The 14,567-nt window shown below is 62.6% G+C and carries 12 protein-coding genes; 9 read left to right on the forward strand and 3 right to left on the reverse strand.

Annotation, left to right across the window (positions count from 1 at the left end; genetic code table 11):
* The 5 genes from ACJ8PL_RS21710 to ACJ8PL_RS21730 all read left to right on the forward strand — a co-directional run bounded on the left by ACJ8PL_RS21710 (window position 1) and on the right by ACJ8PL_RS21730 (window position 6,378).
* Window positions 1-945, forward strand: a complete 945-nt coding sequence (locus ACJ8PL_RS21710) for an ABC transporter permease (RefSeq protein ID WP_016929775.1) — start codon at window positions 1-3, stop codon at window positions 943-945.
* A complete protein-coding gene (locus tag ACJ8PL_RS21715; protein WP_442531378.1) occupies window positions 935-1,741 on the forward strand; it encodes an ABC transporter permease in 807 nt (268 codons plus the stop codon). Before ACJ8PL_RS21710 ends, ACJ8PL_RS21715 begins: the two co-directional genes overlap by 11 nt.
* Window positions 1,742-1,776: 35 nt before the next feature.
* A complete protein-coding gene (gene patD, locus ACJ8PL_RS21720) occupies window positions 1,777-3,201 on the forward strand; it encodes an aminobutyraldehyde dehydrogenase (RefSeq protein ID WP_016929773.1) in 1,425 nt (474 codons plus the stop codon).
* A gap of 85 nt (window positions 3,202-3,286) precedes the next feature.
* Window positions 3,287-5,197 (forward strand): NAD(P)-binding protein, encoded by a 1,911-nt coding sequence (locus tag ACJ8PL_RS21725; RefSeq protein WP_442531379.1) that lies wholly within the window; start codon window positions 3,287-3,289, stop codon window positions 5,195-5,197.
* Window positions 5,194-6,378: a c-type cytochrome gene (locus ACJ8PL_RS21730; protein ID WP_442531380.1), complete on the forward strand. Its 1,185-nt coding sequence runs from the start codon at window positions 5,194-5,196 to the stop codon at window positions 6,376-6,378. The genes ACJ8PL_RS21725 and ACJ8PL_RS21730 overlap by 4 nt, the downstream gene beginning before the upstream one ends.
* 37 nt (window positions 6,379-6,415) lie before the next feature.
* On the opposite strand, the gene hmpA is transcribed toward ACJ8PL_RS21730, so the two are convergent.
* Window positions 6,416-7,606: an NO-inducible flavohemoprotein gene (gene hmpA, locus ACJ8PL_RS21735; protein WP_442531381.1), complete on the reverse strand. Its 1,191-nt coding sequence runs from the start codon at window positions 7,604-7,606 to the stop codon at window positions 6,416-6,418.
* Between the two features lie 357 nt (window positions 7,607-7,963).
* Here hmpA and glyA point away from each other — a divergent pair, with 357 nt between their 5' ends.
* The gene (gene glyA / locus ACJ8PL_RS21740; RefSeq protein ID WP_004941389.1) at window positions 7,964-9,217 is read left to right on the forward strand and encodes a serine hydroxymethyltransferase; all 1,254 of its coding nucleotides are present in this window, start codon (window positions 7,964-7,966) and stop codon (window positions 9,215-9,217) included.
* 156 nt (window positions 9,218-9,373) lie between these two features.
* Window positions 9,374-10,519, forward strand: a complete 1,146-nt coding sequence (locus ACJ8PL_RS21745) for a 3-phenylpropionate MFS transporter (RefSeq protein WP_016929769.1) — start codon at window positions 9,374-9,376, stop codon at window positions 10,517-10,519.
* On the opposite strand, the gene csiE is transcribed toward ACJ8PL_RS21745, so the two are convergent.
* Window positions 10,520-11,785: a stationary phase inducible protein CsiE gene (gene csiE, locus ACJ8PL_RS21750; RefSeq protein WP_284065683.1), complete on the reverse strand. Its 1,266-nt coding sequence runs from the start codon at window positions 11,783-11,785 to the stop codon at window positions 10,520-10,522.
* 182 nt (window positions 11,786-11,967) lie between these two features.
* Between csiE and ACJ8PL_RS21755 the strand changes: the two genes are divergently transcribed.
* A complete protein-coding gene (locus tag ACJ8PL_RS21755; RefSeq protein ID WP_028127507.1) occupies window positions 11,968-12,603 on the forward strand; it encodes a DUF1007 family protein in 636 nt (211 codons plus the stop codon).
* Complete coding sequence (locus ACJ8PL_RS21760; protein WP_016929766.1) at window positions 12,594-13,616, forward strand: nickel/cobalt transporter; 1,023 nt, start codon at window positions 12,594-12,596, stop codon at window positions 13,614-13,616. Before ACJ8PL_RS21755 ends, ACJ8PL_RS21760 begins: the two co-directional genes overlap by 10 nt.
* 56 nt (window positions 13,617-13,672) lie before the next feature.
* Here the strand turns inward: ACJ8PL_RS21760 and suhB are convergent, their stop codons facing one another.
* On the reverse strand, window positions 13,673-14,476 hold the full coding sequence (gene suhB / locus ACJ8PL_RS21765) for an inositol-1-monophosphatase (RefSeq protein WP_004941400.1): 804 nt from the start codon (window positions 14,474-14,476) through the stop codon (window positions 13,673-13,675).
* Window positions 14,477-14,567: the final 91 nt, after the last annotated feature.

Genomic DNA, 14,567 nt, shown 5'->3' on the forward strand with positions numbered 1-14,567 from the left:
ATGGACATGAGCATCGATTCCCCCCCGGCGCGCGGCGGTACCGTGCGCGCGCTGTCGACCTGGCTCTATCGCCGGCCGACGCTGTATCTGCTGTTACTGCTGGTGCCGCCGCTGCTGTGGTTCGGCGCGGTGTACCTCGGTTCGCTGCTGACGCTGCTGTGGCAAGGGTTTTACACCTTCGACGATTTCACCATGGCGGTGACGCCGGATCTGACCTTCGCCAACCTGGCGGCGCTGTTCAACCCGGCCAACTACGACATCATCCTGCGCACGCTGACCATGGCGGTGCTGGTGTCGCTGGCCAGCGCGGCGCTGGCGTTCCCGATCGCCTATTACATGGCGCGTTACACCAGCGGCCGCGTCAAGGCGTTCTTTTACATCGCCGTGATGATGCCGATGTGGGCCAGCTATATCGTCAAAGCCTATGCCTGGACTTTGCTGCTGGCGAAAGACGGCGTGGCGCAGTGGTTCCTGCAGCACCTGGGGCTGGAGCCGCTGTTGGCTTCGCTGCTGACGGTGCCCGGCGTCGGCGGCAACACGCTGTCGACCTCGGGGCTGGGGCGTTTTCTGGTGTTCGTCTATATCTGGCTGCCGTTCATGATCCTGCCTATCCAGGCGGCGCTGGAGCGCCTGCCGCCCTCGCTGCTGCACGCTTCGGCGGATCTGGGCGCCCGGCCGGCGCAGACCTTCCGCCACGTCATTTTGCCGCTGGCGGTGCCGGGCATCGCCGCCGGATCGATCTTCACCTTCTCGCTGACGCTGGGCGACTTTATCGTGCCGCAGCTGGTGGGGCCGCCGGGCTATTTCATCGGCAGCATGGTGTACGCCCAGCAGGGCGCGATCGGCAATATGCCGATGGCCGCGGCCTTTACGCTGGTGCCGATCGTCCTGATCGCCATCTATCTTTCCATCGTCAAACGTCTGGGGGCTTTCGATGCACTCTGAACGCGCGCCCTTAGGGCTGAAGCTGGCCGCCTGGGGCGGACTTGTCTTCCTGCATTTCCCGTTGGCGATCATCGCCATCTACGCCTTCAACACCGAGGACGCGGCCTTCAGCTTCCCGCCGAAGGGCTTCACGCTGCACTGGTTCAATGTCGCCGCCGGGCGGCAGGACATTATCGATGCGGTGCTGCTGTCGGCGCAGATCGCCTGCCTGGCGACCGCCATCGCGCTGGTGCTCGGCACCCTGGCGGCGGCGGCGCTGTATCGGCGCGATTTCTTCGGCAAAGACAGCATTTCGCTGCTGTTGCTGCTGCCGATCGCGCTGCCGGGGATCGTCACCGGCTTGGCGCTGCTGGCGGCGTTCAAGGCGCTGAACATCGAGCCGGACATCCTGACCATCGTCGTCGGCCATGCGACGTTCTGCGTGGTGATCGTGTTCAACAACGTCATCGCCCGATTCCGCCGCACCTCGTACAGCCTGATCGAAGCGTCGATGGATCTCGGCGCCGACGGCTGGCAAACCTTCCGCTATGTGATCCTGCCAAATCTCGGCTCGGCGCTGCTGGCCGGCGGCATGCTGGCGTTTGCGCTGTCGTTCGATGAAATCATCGTGACCACCTTTACCGCCGGCCACGAGCGCACGCTGCCGCTGTGGCTGCTGAACCAGCTCGGTCGCCCGCGCGACGTGCCGATCACCAACGTGGTGGCGCTGTCGGTGATGCTGTTGACCATGCTGCCGATCCTCGGCGCTTACTACCTGACCAAAGGTGGAGAAAGCGTCGCCGGCAGCGGCAAATAATTTCCTTACCCGACCTCTGATAAAAGGATAACCCTATGCAAAGCCAACTGTTGATTGACGGCCAACTGGTGAATGGCCAGGGCGCGACCCAGCCGGTGTATAACCCGGCGACCGGCGAAGTGATCGCGCAGGTGGCGGAGGCCAGCCCGGAGCAGGTCGATCGCGCGGTGCTGGCGGCGGACGCCGCGTTCGCCGCCTGGGGGCAAACCACGCCGAAGGAGCGCGCCGAGCATCTGCTCAAGCTGGCGGATCTGATCGACGAGCATGCCGAGACCTTCGCCAGGCTGGAGTCGCTCAACTGCGGCAAGCCTTATCACTGCGTATTGAATGACGAACTGCCGGCGGTGGCCGACGTGTTTCGCTTCTTCGCCGGGGCCAGCCGCTGCCTGACCGGCATGGCCGCCGGCGAGTATCTGGCCGGGCATACCTCGATGATCCGCCGCGATCCGCTCGGCGTGGTGGCCTCGATCGCGCCGTGGAACTACCCGCTGATGATGGCGGCCTGGAAACTGGCGCCGGCGCTGGCGGCGGGCAACTGCGTGGTGATCAAGCCGTCGGAGCAGACGCCGCTGACCACCTTCAAACTGGCCGAACTGGCCGCCGGGCTGTTCCCGCCGGGCGTGCTCAACGTACTGTTCGGGCGCGGCGCCAGCGTGGGCGATCGGCTGACCGGGCATGACAAGGTGCGCATGGTGTCGCTGACCGGCTCGATCGCCACCGGCGAGCACATCATCGCCCACACCGCCGCCGGCATTAAGCGCACCCATATGGAGCTGGGCGGCAAGGCGCCGGTGCTGGTGTTTGACGACGCCGATCTGCAGCAGGTGGTGGACGGCATTCGCGGCTTCGGTTTCTACAACGCCGGGCAGGATTGCACCGCCGCCTGCCGCATCTACGCGCAGAAAAACATTTATCCCGAGCTGGTCAAGCGGCTGGGCGAGGCGGTGGCCAGCCTGAAGATCGGCGCGCCGGACGACGAGAGCACCGAGCTGGGGCCGTTGATTACCGCCCAGCATCTGGAGCGGGTGGCCGGTTTTGTCGAGCGAGCCAAAGCGTTGCCGCACGTGCAGGTGGTGACCGGCGGCGAGAAGCTGAAGGGGCCGGGCTACTATTTCCAGCCGACGCTGCTGGCCGGCGCGCGCCAGGACGATGAGATCGTGCAGCGCGAAGTGTTCGGCCCGGTGGTGACGGTGACGCCGTTCGACGACGAAGAGCAGGTGCTGGCCTGGGCGAACGAATCCAACTACGGCCTGGCGTCGTCCGTGTGGACCCGCGACGTGGGCCGCGCGCATCGCTTAAGCGCCCGCCTGCAATACGGCTGCACCTGGGTGAACACCCACTTCATGCTGGTGAGCGAAATGCCGCACGGCGGCCAGAAATTGTCCGGCTACGGCAAGGATATGTCGATGTACGGGCTGGAGGATTACACGGCCATTCGTCATGTCATGTTCAAACATTGATTTTACAGTAATTATCCGCACAATAGCGCGGCCTTCGAGCCGGCTCCGGCCGGCTGATGATAATAAAAATTGAAAGGAAGCCTATATGGGTATCACCAGACGCGATTTTCTCAACGGAGTGGCGATCACCATCGCCGCCGGGTTGACGCCGCTGCAAATCTTGCGCGCGTCGCCGCAAACCGCCAATCAAACCCTGTACTATCCGCCGGCGCTGACCGGGCTGCGGGGCAATCATCCGGGCTCGTTCGAGCATGCGCACCAGCTGGGGCGCGACGGCAAAACCTTTGATTTCGGCAGCGTGCCCGCCGTTGAAGAGTTCGATCTGGTGGTGGTGGGCGCCGGCATCAGCGGGCTGGCGGCCGCCTGTTTCTGGCAGCAGCTGAAAGGCGACCAGCAGCGCATTCTTTTGATCGACAACCACGACGACTTCGGCGGCCACGCCAAGCGCAACGAGTTCAACAGCGACGACGGCATGCTGCTCGGCTACGGCGGCAGCGAATCGCTGCAGTCGCCGCGCTCCAACTTCAGCCCGGTGGCGATGGGGCTGCTGCGCAAGCTCGGCGTCGATATCGACCAACTGGAGCAGGCTTTCGACACCACCTTCTACCCGGATTTGAATTTGAGCCGCGGGGTTTACTTCGATCGCAAGAACTTCGGCGTCGACAAGGTGGTGAGCGGCGATCCGGGCCGCACGGTGGCGGACGACATTCCGCGCGATCGCCTCAACGGCCGCTCTTATGAAGCGTTCATCGGCGATTTCCCGCTGCCGGAAAGCGATCGCCAGGCGCTGATCGCGCTGCACACGGTGGAGAAAGACTATCTGCCGGAGATGACGCTGGAGCAGAAGGTCGACTGGCTCGACAGCCACAGCTACACCCAGTTCCTGCGCGAGAAGGTGGGCCTGAGCGAACTGGCGATCCGTTATTTCCAGCAGACCACCAACGATTTCCAGGCGGTGGGCATCGACGGCACGTCGTGCAGCGATGCGCGCATTTGCGATCTGCCGGGCCTGAACGGCATGAATCTGCCGCCGCTGGACGAAGAGTCGCAGGCGGATCTCGACGATCCTTACGTGTTCCACTTCCCGGACGGCAACGCCACGCTGGCGCGCCTGATGGTGCGCCAACTGATCCCGGCGGTGGCGCCGGCCGGCAAGGACATGAACGACGTGGTGCTGGCTAAATTCGACTACAGCCAGCTCGATCGGCCGGAATCGCCGGTGAAGCTGCGTTTGAACAGCACCGGGCTGCACGCGGCCAACGTCGGCGACAAGGTGGAAGTCACCTACATGACCGGCGAGAAGATGACCAAAGTGCGCGCCGGACAGGTGGTGATGGCCGGCTACAACATGATGATCCCGTATCTGGTGCCGGAGATGGCGCACGAGCAGCAGGAGGCGCTGAAGCAGAACGTCAAGGCGCCCCTGGTGTACAGCAAGGTGGTGATCCGCAACTGGCAGCCGTTCATCAAGCTGGGCGTGCACGAGGTCTATTCGCCGGCCGCGCCGTACAGCCGCGTGAAGCTGGACTATCCGGTGAGCATGGGCGGGTATCAGCACCCGCGCGATCCGGATCGGCCGATCGGCCTGCATATGGTGTATGTGCCGACGCTGCCGGGCAGCGGCCTCAGCACGCGCGAACAGTCGCGCAAAGGGCGCGCGCTGCTGCTGGGCACGCCGTTCGAAGTGCACGAACAGATGATCCGCGAACAGCTGCAGGGCATGCTGGGCGAGGCCGGTTTCGATCATCAGCGCGACATTCAGGCGATCACTGTCAACCGCTGGTCACACGGTTACTCCTACTTCCTTAACGGGCTGTTTGATGACGAAGACGAAGCCAAGAAAATCATCGAAACGGCGCGGCAGCCGATCGGCAAGATCGCTATCGCCAACTCCGATGCCGACTGGAGCCCGTACGCCAACTCGGCGATCGATCAGGCGTGGCGTGCGGTGAATGAACTGGCCTACGGCAAGATTGCCGCCAAGGAGGGAGCATGAGTCTGCGCTCGCTGTACCTGTTGAGCCTGCTGGCCGCCGGCGGTTCTGCCCAGGCGATGTCGGCCGGGGAATACGTCGCCAAAGCCGGTGACTGCACCGCCTGCCATACCGCGCCGGGCGGCGCAGAATTGGCGGGCGGCATGAAGTTTCCGACGCCGCTCGGGGCTATCTACGCCACCAACATCACACCGGACAAGCTGCACGGCATCGGCGCCTATTCGTTCGAGGAGTTCGATCGCGCCATGCGTCAGGGGGTGGCCAAAGACGGCCACCGGCTCTACCCGGCGATGCCGTACACCTCGTACGCCAAAATGAGCGCGGAAGACATGCGCGCGCTGTATGACTATCTGATGAATGAGGTGCCGGCGCAGAACGTCGCCAACCGGGACAGCGACATCAGCTGGCCGCTGTCGATACGCTGGCCGCTGGCGGTGTGGAATCAGCTGTTCCACGACGACCAGCCGTATCAGGCGGATCCGCAGCAAAGCGCCGAGTGGAACCGCGGCGCTTATCTGGTGCAGGGCGCGGGCCACTGCGGCAGCTGCCATACGCCGCGCGGCTGGGCGATGCAGGAGAAGGGGCTGGACGGCAAGGAACCGGTGTTCCTGAGCGGCGCCGAGCTGGACGGCTGGTACGCCTCCAATCTGCGCGGGCTGCCGCCGGAAGAGGTGACGGCGCTGCTGAAGACCGGCCGCAGCCGCCATGCGGCGGTCGCCGGGCCGATGAGCGATGTGGTGACCCACAGCACGCAGTACCTCAGCGACGGCGATCTGAACGCCATCGCGGTGTACCTGCGCAGCCTGGCGCCGGACACCGCCGCCAAAGCCGCTGCGCCTGTCGTGCAGGCGGATAATTCGGGCGGCAAGGCGACCTATGCGATGTACTGCTCGACCTGCCACGGCAATAAAGGTGAAGGCACCGACTTCGCCATTCCGGCGCTGGCGGGCAACGCCACGGTAACGGCGGACAATCCGCTGACCGCGCTGCGGGTGGTGCTGGAAGGGGCGCATACGCCGATCACGCAGCAGGCGATGGCGTTCGACATGCCGGCTTACGGCTGGGCGTTGAACGATCGTCAAGCGGCGGATCTGATGAGCTATCTGCGGGGAAGCTGGGGCAACCAGGCGGCGCCGGTGACGGTACAGCAGGTCCAGGACGCGCGCCAACTGCAGGCGAAATGAAGAGGGAGCGCGGTCTGACGGCCGCGCTCCGCACGCATTACAGCACTTTATGCGGGCCGAAGCATTCGTAGTGGATGCGCTCGGCCTCTACCCCCATCTCCAGCAGCTGTTTGCCCACGAACTGCATGAAGGCCACCGGGCCGCAGAAGTAATAGTGCATCTGCGGATCGGCCAGGCTGCCTTGCAGCGCGCTCAAATCCATCAATCCGCGGCTGTGGTAGTCGCGGCCTTCCACGTCATCGGCACCCGGCTCGCGGTACCACACATGGCGGCTCAGATTCGGCATGCGCCCGGCAATATCCGCCACTTCATCGGCAAAGGCGTGCACGCTGCCGTTTTCCGCCGCGTGCAGCCAGTAGACCTGCGCCTGATGTTGGCTGTCGTGCAGGGTGTTGAGCATGCCGAGCATTGGGGTTTGGCCAACGCCGGCGGAGATCAGCGCCACCGGCGTAGTCGGCGTCACGTCGAGGAAGAAGTCGCCGTGCGGCGGGGCGATGTAGATCACGTCGCCTTCCTGCGCCTGCTGGTGCAGGTAGTTGGACACTTTACCCTGATTTTCACGCTTCACCGCGATGCGGTAGAACTCGCCGTTCGGCGAGGTGGTCAGCGAGTACTGGCGAATTTCCTGATGCTCCAGGCTGTCGTGCTTGATGTAAACCGCCAGGTATTGCCCCGGTTTGAAGTCCGCCACCCGGCCGCCGTCCACCGGTGCCAGCACGAAGCTGCAGATCACGTCGCTCTGCGGCTGTTTCTTCAGGATGCGGAATGCGCGCAGATCGCGCCAGCCGCCGTTGTCGGTTTCGCTCTGCTGATAAATCTGCTCTTCACGCTGGATAAATACGTTGGCCAGCACGCCGTAGGCTTTGCCCCAGGCGTCCAAGACTTCCTGGCCCGGGCTGAACATTTCGTCCAGCGTCGCCAGCAGGTGACCGCCGACGATTTGGTACTGCTCCGGCTGGATATTGAAGCTGGTGTGCTTCTGCGCGATACGCTCCACCGCCGGCAGCAGCGCCGCAAGGTTCTCGATGTTGGCGGCATAGGCGCAGATGGCGTCGAACAGCGCCTGACGCTGATCGCCGTTGCGCTGATTGCTCATATTGAAAATGTCTTTCAATTCCGGATTGTGGGCGAACATGCGATCGTAAAAGTGGGCGGTCAGCTTCGGCCCGGTTGCTGCCAGCAGGGGAATGGTGGATTTCACGGTGGCGATGGTTTGGCTATCCAGCATGGGGGCGCTCCTTGGGTTGGGATCTTGACGACAATTGTAATGATGTATTTTAAATGCATCTTATTGGGTTCCGCGCCGCTTGTAAATACCCTTGTTTTCGTTGCGGTGTTCTTCGGGCGTCGATCGCGCTCACAGAACATGAAAAAAGCGCATTGTTCGCATGAGGAAATGTCCGTTGATAAACGGGAGCGTTTCGCGGATCAAAGCCTTGCGCCGCCTTAAGCCAATCGTTTGCGTAAAAACCTCTGTCAAGACCTATCTTCGGTAGGGCGAAACGGTTTACACTGTGACCCAGAACCCAAACGGGTAGTTATTTGGTGATTTTTTAGTTAGCTGATTTAAGTCAGGAGATGCCGGATGTTAAAGCGTGAAATGAACATTGCCGATTACGATGCGGAACTGTGGCGTGCCATGGAGCAGGAAGTGGTGCGTCAGGAAGAGCACATCGAGCTGATCGCGTCTGAGAACTACACCAGCCCGCGCGTAATGCAGGCTCAGGGTTCCCAGCTGACCAACAAATACGCTGAAGGCTATCCGGGCAAGCGTTACTACGGCGGCTGCGAATACGTGGATATCGTTGAGCAGTTGGCTATCGACCGCGCCAAAGAGTTGTTCGGCGCCGATTACGCCAACGTGCAGCCGCACTCCGGCTCCCAGGCTAACTTCGCCGTTTACACCGCGCTGCTGCAGCCGGGCGACACCATTCTGGGCATGAACCTGGCGCACGGCGGCCACCTGACCCACGGTTCCCCGGTTAACCTGTCCGGCAAACTGTATAACGTGGTGCCTTACGGCATCGACGACAAAGGTCAAATCGACTATGACGATCTGGCCAAACAGGCGCAAACCCACAAGCCGAAAATGATCATCGGCGGCTTCTCCGCCTACTCTGGCGTGGTTGACTGGGCCAAAATGCGCGAAATCGCCGACAGCATCGGCGCTTACCTGTTCGTCGACATGGCGCACGTGGCTGGCCTGATCGCCGCCGGCGTGTACCCGAACCCGGTGCCGCACGCGCACATCGTCACCACCACCACCCACAAAACCCTGGCGGGCCCGCGCGGCGGCCTGATCCTGGCGAAGGGCGGCGACGAAGAGCTGTACAAGAAGCTGAACTCCGCCGTGTTCCCTGGCGGCCAGGGCGGCCCGCTGATGCACGTGATCGCCGGCAAGGCGGTGGCGCTGAAAGAAGCGATGGAGCCTGAGTTCAAGGTTTACCAGCAGCAAGTGGCGGTCAACGCCAAGGCGATGGTGGAAGTGTTCCTGCAGCGCGGCTACAAAGTGGTCTCCGGCGGCACCCATAACCACCTGTTCCTGCTGGATCTGGTCGACAAAAACCTGACCGGTAAAGAAGCTGACGCCGCCCTGGGCCGCGCCAACATCACCGTCAACAAAAACAGCGTGCCGAACGATCCGAAGAGCCCGTTCGTTACCTCCGGCGTGCGTATCGGCACCCCGGCCGTCACCCGTCGCGGCTTCAAAGAAGCCGACGTGCGCGAACTGGCCGGTTGGATCTGTGATGTGCTGGACAACATCAACGATGAAGCCACCATCGAACGCACCAAGAAGAAAGTGCTGGATATCTGCGCCCGCCTGCCGGTTTACGCCTAATCCCGCTTTCGCCTGACAAAACCCGCTGCGGCGGGTTTTTTTATGGCCGCTTGCGGCAAACTGTGAGCTGTCTGGCACTCTAACGCATTGAAGTGGAATGAAGATTGCGGGCCGGTGTGAGCTCTGTCAAAGTATTGCCCTCACACCGGAGGGATCATGGTTCTGCAATCCACGCGTTGGCTCGCGCTCAGTTATTTCACCTACTTTTTTTCCTACGGCATTTTCTTACCGTTCTGGGGCGTGTGGCTGAAAGGCGAGGGCATCGCGCCCGAAACCATCGGCATATTGCTCGGCGCCGGTTTGGTGGCCCGCTTCCTCGGCAGTTTACTGATTGCTCCCCGCGTTAAAGATCCCTCTCATCTGGTCGCCGCCCTGCGCCTGCTGGCGCTGCTGACCCTGGCTTTCGCGGTTGGCTTCTGTTTCGGCAACGGTTGGGGCTGGCTGATGCTGGTGATAGCGGGGTTCAACCTGTTCTTCTCGCCGCTGGTGCCGCTGACCGACGCGCTGGCCGCCACCTGGCAAAAGCAGATCCGCATGGACTACGGCCGGGTGCGGCTGTGGGGCTCGCTGGCGTTCGTCATCGGCTCGGCGCTGACCGGGCAACTGGTGGCGGTGTGGGGCCATAACGCCATTCTCTACAGCCTGATCCTCAGCGTGCTGGCGATGCTGCTGGGCATGCTGCTGAAGCCGAGCGTGATGCCGCAGGGCGAAGCGCGCACGCACGGCGGGGCCGAGCGTTCGCTGTGGGCGCTGCTGAAAGAGGGGCCGGTGTGGCGCTTCCTGCTGTGCGTCACGCTGCTGCAGGGCGCGCACGCCGGCTACTACAGCTTCGGCTCCATTTACTGGCAGGAGGCGGGCTATTCGGCCTCGACCATCGGTTATCTGTGGTCGCTGGGCGTGGTGGCGGAAGTGATTATTTTCGCCAGCAGCAACGTGCTGTTCCGCCGCTGGAATGCGCGCAACCTGCTGCTGCTTTCCGCCTGTTGCGGCGTGTTGCGCTGGAGCCTGATGGCCTACAGCACCGAGCTGGGTTGGCTGCTGCTGATCCAAATCCTGCACTGCGGCACCTTCACCGTCTGCCATCTGGCGGCGATGCGCTTTATCGCCGCGCGCCAGGGGCAAGAGGTGATCCAACTGCAGGCGGTGTATTCGGCGCTGGCGATGGGCGGCGGCATCGCCGTCATGACGGTCATTGCCGGGTTCCTGTTCGAACATTGGCAGGGCGGGGTGTTCTGGGTGATGGCGGCGGTCGCGGTGCCGGCCTTGTTCATCCGGCCGCCGGCGGTCAGCGTCAGCCGGTGATTAAGGGGCTTCCAGCAGCGCGCGGATGGCCTGGCGCTGGCGGTTTTCCAGCGGCAGTTCGGTATAGATCAGCGGCGGGTGCGGCTCGTTGTGCACCGCCGCGTAGGGGGTGATCACCAGCGTGACGCCCTGCGGCGCTCCGCCGCGCAGATAGTCGCTCAGCGGCAGATACTTGATGTTCAGCGGCAGCAGCGTGAGCTCGCGGATCTGATATTCCACCTCCTCTTCCAGCTGCGGGTTGTCCAGCGTCAGCAACAGCACCTGTTTTTCCTGCAGCGCGTTGTCCTGCATCAGCCAGGCGCCGAAGCTGATGGCCACCAGGCCCGCCTCCTCGTTGGAAAAATGCACGCCGTACTCCTGTTCCAGCGGTTTCAGCGCTTCCTGCGTGGTGCGCATCAGCCGCGGGTATTTGCGCACCACGTCTTCCAGCAGCATATTGTCGATGCCGATGGCGAAACGGCAGCGCTCCAGCGCCGGCGCCAGGTGGGCGAACAGCTGGCTGACCAGCTCCGCCTTGTTGCTGAAGGCCATGTCGGAAAGCTGCTGGAAACGCTCGACCATGCTGTCGATCGCCGTCATCAACCGCTGCTCTTGCGCCGAGTCATTGCTGTGGTAGCTGTGATTTTTCAACAGGGTGAAGGTCAGCGCCAAAAAATCGCGCTCGTCTGCCTGCGGCGGCTGGTTAAACAGCCGGTTGCAGGCCTGATGCAGCCAGGCGGCGGCTTGCTGCTCCGGCTTTTGCCGCAGCCAGTCGCGTTGAACGGCGTCGAAACGCGGATGCTGCTGCAGGCGATTTTGCCAGGCGCAGTAGAGCAGGTAATGCTGCAGAAATTGGCGGTCGCGCGCGTCGAAGTGGCGGTTAAGCAGCGGCCCGCAGGCGTCGATCGCCTCCGCCAGCGCAGACGTCGGGACGGCATCGGCCGCCAGCGCTTGCCTCAGGCGCGGGGCGAAGTGGCTTTCGACAAACAGCGGGCTGCAGCGCAGCGCCCGCCGCAGCCAATGGATCAGGCACAGGCGTTGGTCAAGCGCGCTGCCCCGCAGTTGGTAGCCATGGTCGGGATCGACGGCGATCTCCAGGTGATGGAAACGCTGGATTTCACTGGCTACCTCGGCTATATCTTGCCGGGTTATCGGGGGGGCGACGCCGTTGATTCGGCTTAGGGTCTCCAGTTGTAACTCGGGCTCCGGCGTGTACAGCATCAGCAGCAGATGGCAGCGCCGTTGTTGTCCGGAGAGCGCGGGCACGGGAGAGGTGTCCAGGCTCATTATCACCTTCCGGCATAAAAGGTTGCGATTATGCCTAAGCATAGCAAAAGGCTTTGCAACGTCAGGATGACAGCGCGGCTTTTACTTCGGCTTACAACTTTCGTCACAAATATCGCCGGGAGAGGCGGGCCGTTCGGCAGTTATTTGTGTTACGTTATAACAAATGCAGGTAAGACAGGATAATGATGAAGTTACGTCGTCTTTTGGCTGCTTTCGGCGCCGTGTTCAGCGCCGGTGCGATCGCGCATCCACACAGCTTTATCGACATGAACACCACCTTTGTCGCCAAGGACCAGCGGCTGGTCGGCCTGAAAATGGTGTGGGTGATGGATGAAATCACCTCGGCGGATCTGCTCTACGATGCGAAAAACGCCAAGAGCGATTCGGAAGTATGGAAAAAGCTGGCGGCGGAAGTGATGGCCAATGTGCTGGGGCAGCACTATTTCACCGATCTTTACCGCGACGGCAAGCCGGTGAAATACCTGAACTTGCCCAGCGAATATCACCTGTCGCGCCAGGGCAACCAGGCGGTGCTGGAGTTCGTGCTGCCGTTGGCCGAACCGCAGCCGCTGGCGGGCAAGCCGTTCGAACTTTCTACTTACGATCCGACTTATTTCGTGGATATGACCTATAAAGATCAAAATGCGCTGCATTTGCCGCCGGAGATGGCGCAGCAGTGCAGCTACAAGCTGATGACGCCCCAGCCGAATGCGTCGCTGCAGGCCTATGCGCTGTCGCTCGACAAGAACGACTCGCCCGGTGAAGACCTGGCGCTGGGGCAGCAGTTCGCCCAGCGGGTGACGCTGCAATGTCGCTGAATCTCTCGCAACCGACGACGAGCCGGCGCCACTGGGCCTTCGGCCTGTGGCCGCTGCTGCCGTTTACGCTGGCGCTGGCGGCCGCCGCGCTGCTGGCGTGGCACTATTGGCCGCAGCTGCTGATGCAGAGCGTGGTATGGCAAAAAGCGCTGCACCAGCAGATGGCGGGGCTATTGCAGCAGGTGAAGGCCGCGCCGCAGCAGGCCGGGCTGGCGCTGATGCTGTTCAGCCTCGGCTATGGCGTCTTGCATGCGCTCGGCCCCGGCCACGGCAAAGTGGTGATCGCCACCTATCTGGCCACCCATCCGGCGCGGCTGAAAAGCAGCCTGAAGCTGACCTTCGCCGCTTCGCTGGTGCAGGGCGGGGTGGCGATCGCGCTGGTCACGTTGATGCTGGTGGTGTTACAGCTCTCTTCGCGCCAGCTGCATCAAAGCAGTTTCTGGCTGGAGAAGGGCAGCTTTATCCTGGTGATGCTGCTTGGCGTGCTGCTGAGTTGGCGCGCGCTGAAACGCCTGTTTGCGGCGATCAAGGCGATGCGCCCGGCGCCGGCGCTGCGCATCAACAGCCTGACGCCGCTGGCGGCGGATCATGTGCACAGCGCCAATTGCGGCTGCGGCCACCGGCATCTGCCGAGCGACAGCGAGCTGCAGGCGGGAAGCGATTGGCGCACTCAGGCCGCCATCGTGCTGGCGATGGGCATGCGTCCCTGTTCGGGAGCGATTTTGGTGTTGCTGTTTTCCAAGGTGATCGGCGTGTTCGGCTGGGGAGTGATCTCCGCGCTGGCGATGGCGTTCGGCACCTCGTTGACCATCTCCATGCTGGCGCTGCTGGTGCATTACAGCCGCCGGCTGGCGGTGCGCCTCAGCCGTTCGCGCGCGCCCGCCGCCTGGAGCGCGGTGGCCTGGGGGGCGCTGGCGCTGGCCGGCGGTCTGATCCTGTTGGCCGCCGGGCTGTTGCTGTACGTCAGCGCGCAGCCAGAATTCGGCGGCGGCATCCGCCCCTTCTCCCGCTAACCGGCATAAAAAAAGCGCTGCATCGGCAGCGCTTTTTTTCGATTCGCTTCTGGCGATTAACGCTTCAGCGCTTCGCTCAGTTCTTCACGCATGGTGGCCAGCATGGCTTTCACCACGCGCGGGTTGCCTGCGACCACGTTGCCGGAGCTGAAGTGATTGTGGCCGCCGACGAAGTCGGTGACCAGGCCGCCAGCTTCACGCACCAGCAGTTCGCCTGCGGCGAAGTCCCACGGCTTCAGGCCGATTTCGAAGAAACCGTCCACGCGGCCGGCGGCGACATAGGCCAGATCCAGCGCAGCGGAACCGGTGCGGCGGAAGTCCGCGCACTGGGTGAACAGCTTGCCGACGATATTGATGTAAGGCGTGGCGTGCTGTTTGACTTTAAACGGGAAGCCGGTCGCCAGGATGGTGCCATCCAGATCTTTGGCGTTGGTGCCGCGCAGACGGTAACCGTTGAGCTGTGCGCCCTGGCCGCGCGTGGCGGTGAACAGTTCGTTGCGCATCGGATCGTAAACCACGGCCACTTCGGTACGGCCTTTGATGCGTACGGCGATGGAAACGGAGAAATGAGGGAAACGTTTGATGAAGTTTGCAGTGCCATCCAGTGGATCGATCACCCATTGCACATCGCGATCTTCGCCGATCAGCTCACCGCGTTCTTCGCTCACGATACTGTGTTGCGGATAAGACTTGCGGATGACGTCGATGATCAGATGCTCTGCATCGCGATCGACGTTGGTGACGAAGTCATTGGTCCCTTTCTGGCTCGCTTCTACAGCGTCCGGGGTTTCGTAGTTTTTGGCAATCAGGTTACCGGCCTTGCGCGCAGCGCGCACGGCGATAGTCAGCATCGGATGCATGGGTATCTTCCAACTAGGATGTTAAAGAACAGGAAACGGCGCGAAGTATAGCAGCTGTTCGGCAAATTGCCTACGGCTGTGTTAAGATGCT

This window comes from Serratia sp. CY83965, from assembly GCF_052166375.1.
In the GTDB taxonomy this organism is placed as follows: domain Bacteria; phylum Pseudomonadota; class Gammaproteobacteria; order Enterobacterales; family Enterobacteriaceae; genus Serratia; species Serratia marcescens.

What these genes read in the sequence shown, in the direction of transcription:
- ACJ8PL_RS21725 (WP_442531379.1), top strand. Translation starts at nt 3,287, where the DNA reads ATGGGTATCACCAGACGCGATTTTCTCAACGGAGTGGCGATCACCATC.
- ACJ8PL_RS21710 (WP_016929775.1), top strand. Translation starts at nt 1, where the DNA reads ATGGACATGAGCATCGATTCCCCCCCGGCGCGCGGCGGTACCGTGCGC.
- hmpA (WP_442531381.1), bottom strand. Translation starts at nt 7,606, where the DNA reads ATGCTGGATAGCCAAACCATCGCCACCGTGAAATCCACCATTCCCCTG.
- ACJ8PL_RS21755 (WP_028127507.1), top strand. Translation starts at nt 11,968, where the DNA reads ATGATGAAGTTACGTCGTCTTTTGGCTGCTTTCGGCGCCGTGTTCAGC.
- csiE (WP_284065683.1), bottom strand. Translation starts at nt 11,785, where the DNA reads ATGAGCCTGGACACCTCTCCCGTGCCCGCGCTCTCCGGACAACAACGG.
- patD (WP_016929773.1), top strand. Translation starts at nt 1,777, where the DNA reads ATGCAAAGCCAACTGTTGATTGACGGCCAACTGGTGAATGGCCAGGGC.
- ACJ8PL_RS21745 (WP_016929769.1), top strand. Translation starts at nt 9,374, where the DNA reads ATGGTTCTGCAATCCACGCGTTGGCTCGCGCTCAGTTATTTCACCTAC.
- ACJ8PL_RS21760 (WP_016929766.1), top strand. Translation starts at nt 12,594, where the DNA reads ATGTCGCTGAATCTCTCGCAACCGACGACGAGCCGGCGCCACTGGGCC.
- ACJ8PL_RS21715 (WP_442531378.1), top strand. Translation starts at nt 935, where the DNA reads ATGCACTCTGAACGCGCGCCCTTAGGGCTGAAGCTGGCCGCCTGGGGC.
- ACJ8PL_RS21730 (WP_442531380.1), top strand. Translation starts at nt 5,194, where the DNA reads ATGAGTCTGCGCTCGCTGTACCTGTTGAGCCTGCTGGCCGCCGGCGGT.
- suhB (WP_004941400.1), bottom strand. Translation starts at nt 14,476, where the DNA reads ATGCATCCGATGCTGACTATCGCCGTGCGCGCTGCGCGCAAGGCCGGT.
- glyA (WP_004941389.1), top strand. Translation starts at nt 7,964, where the DNA reads ATGTTAAAGCGTGAAATGAACATTGCCGATTACGATGCGGAACTGTGG.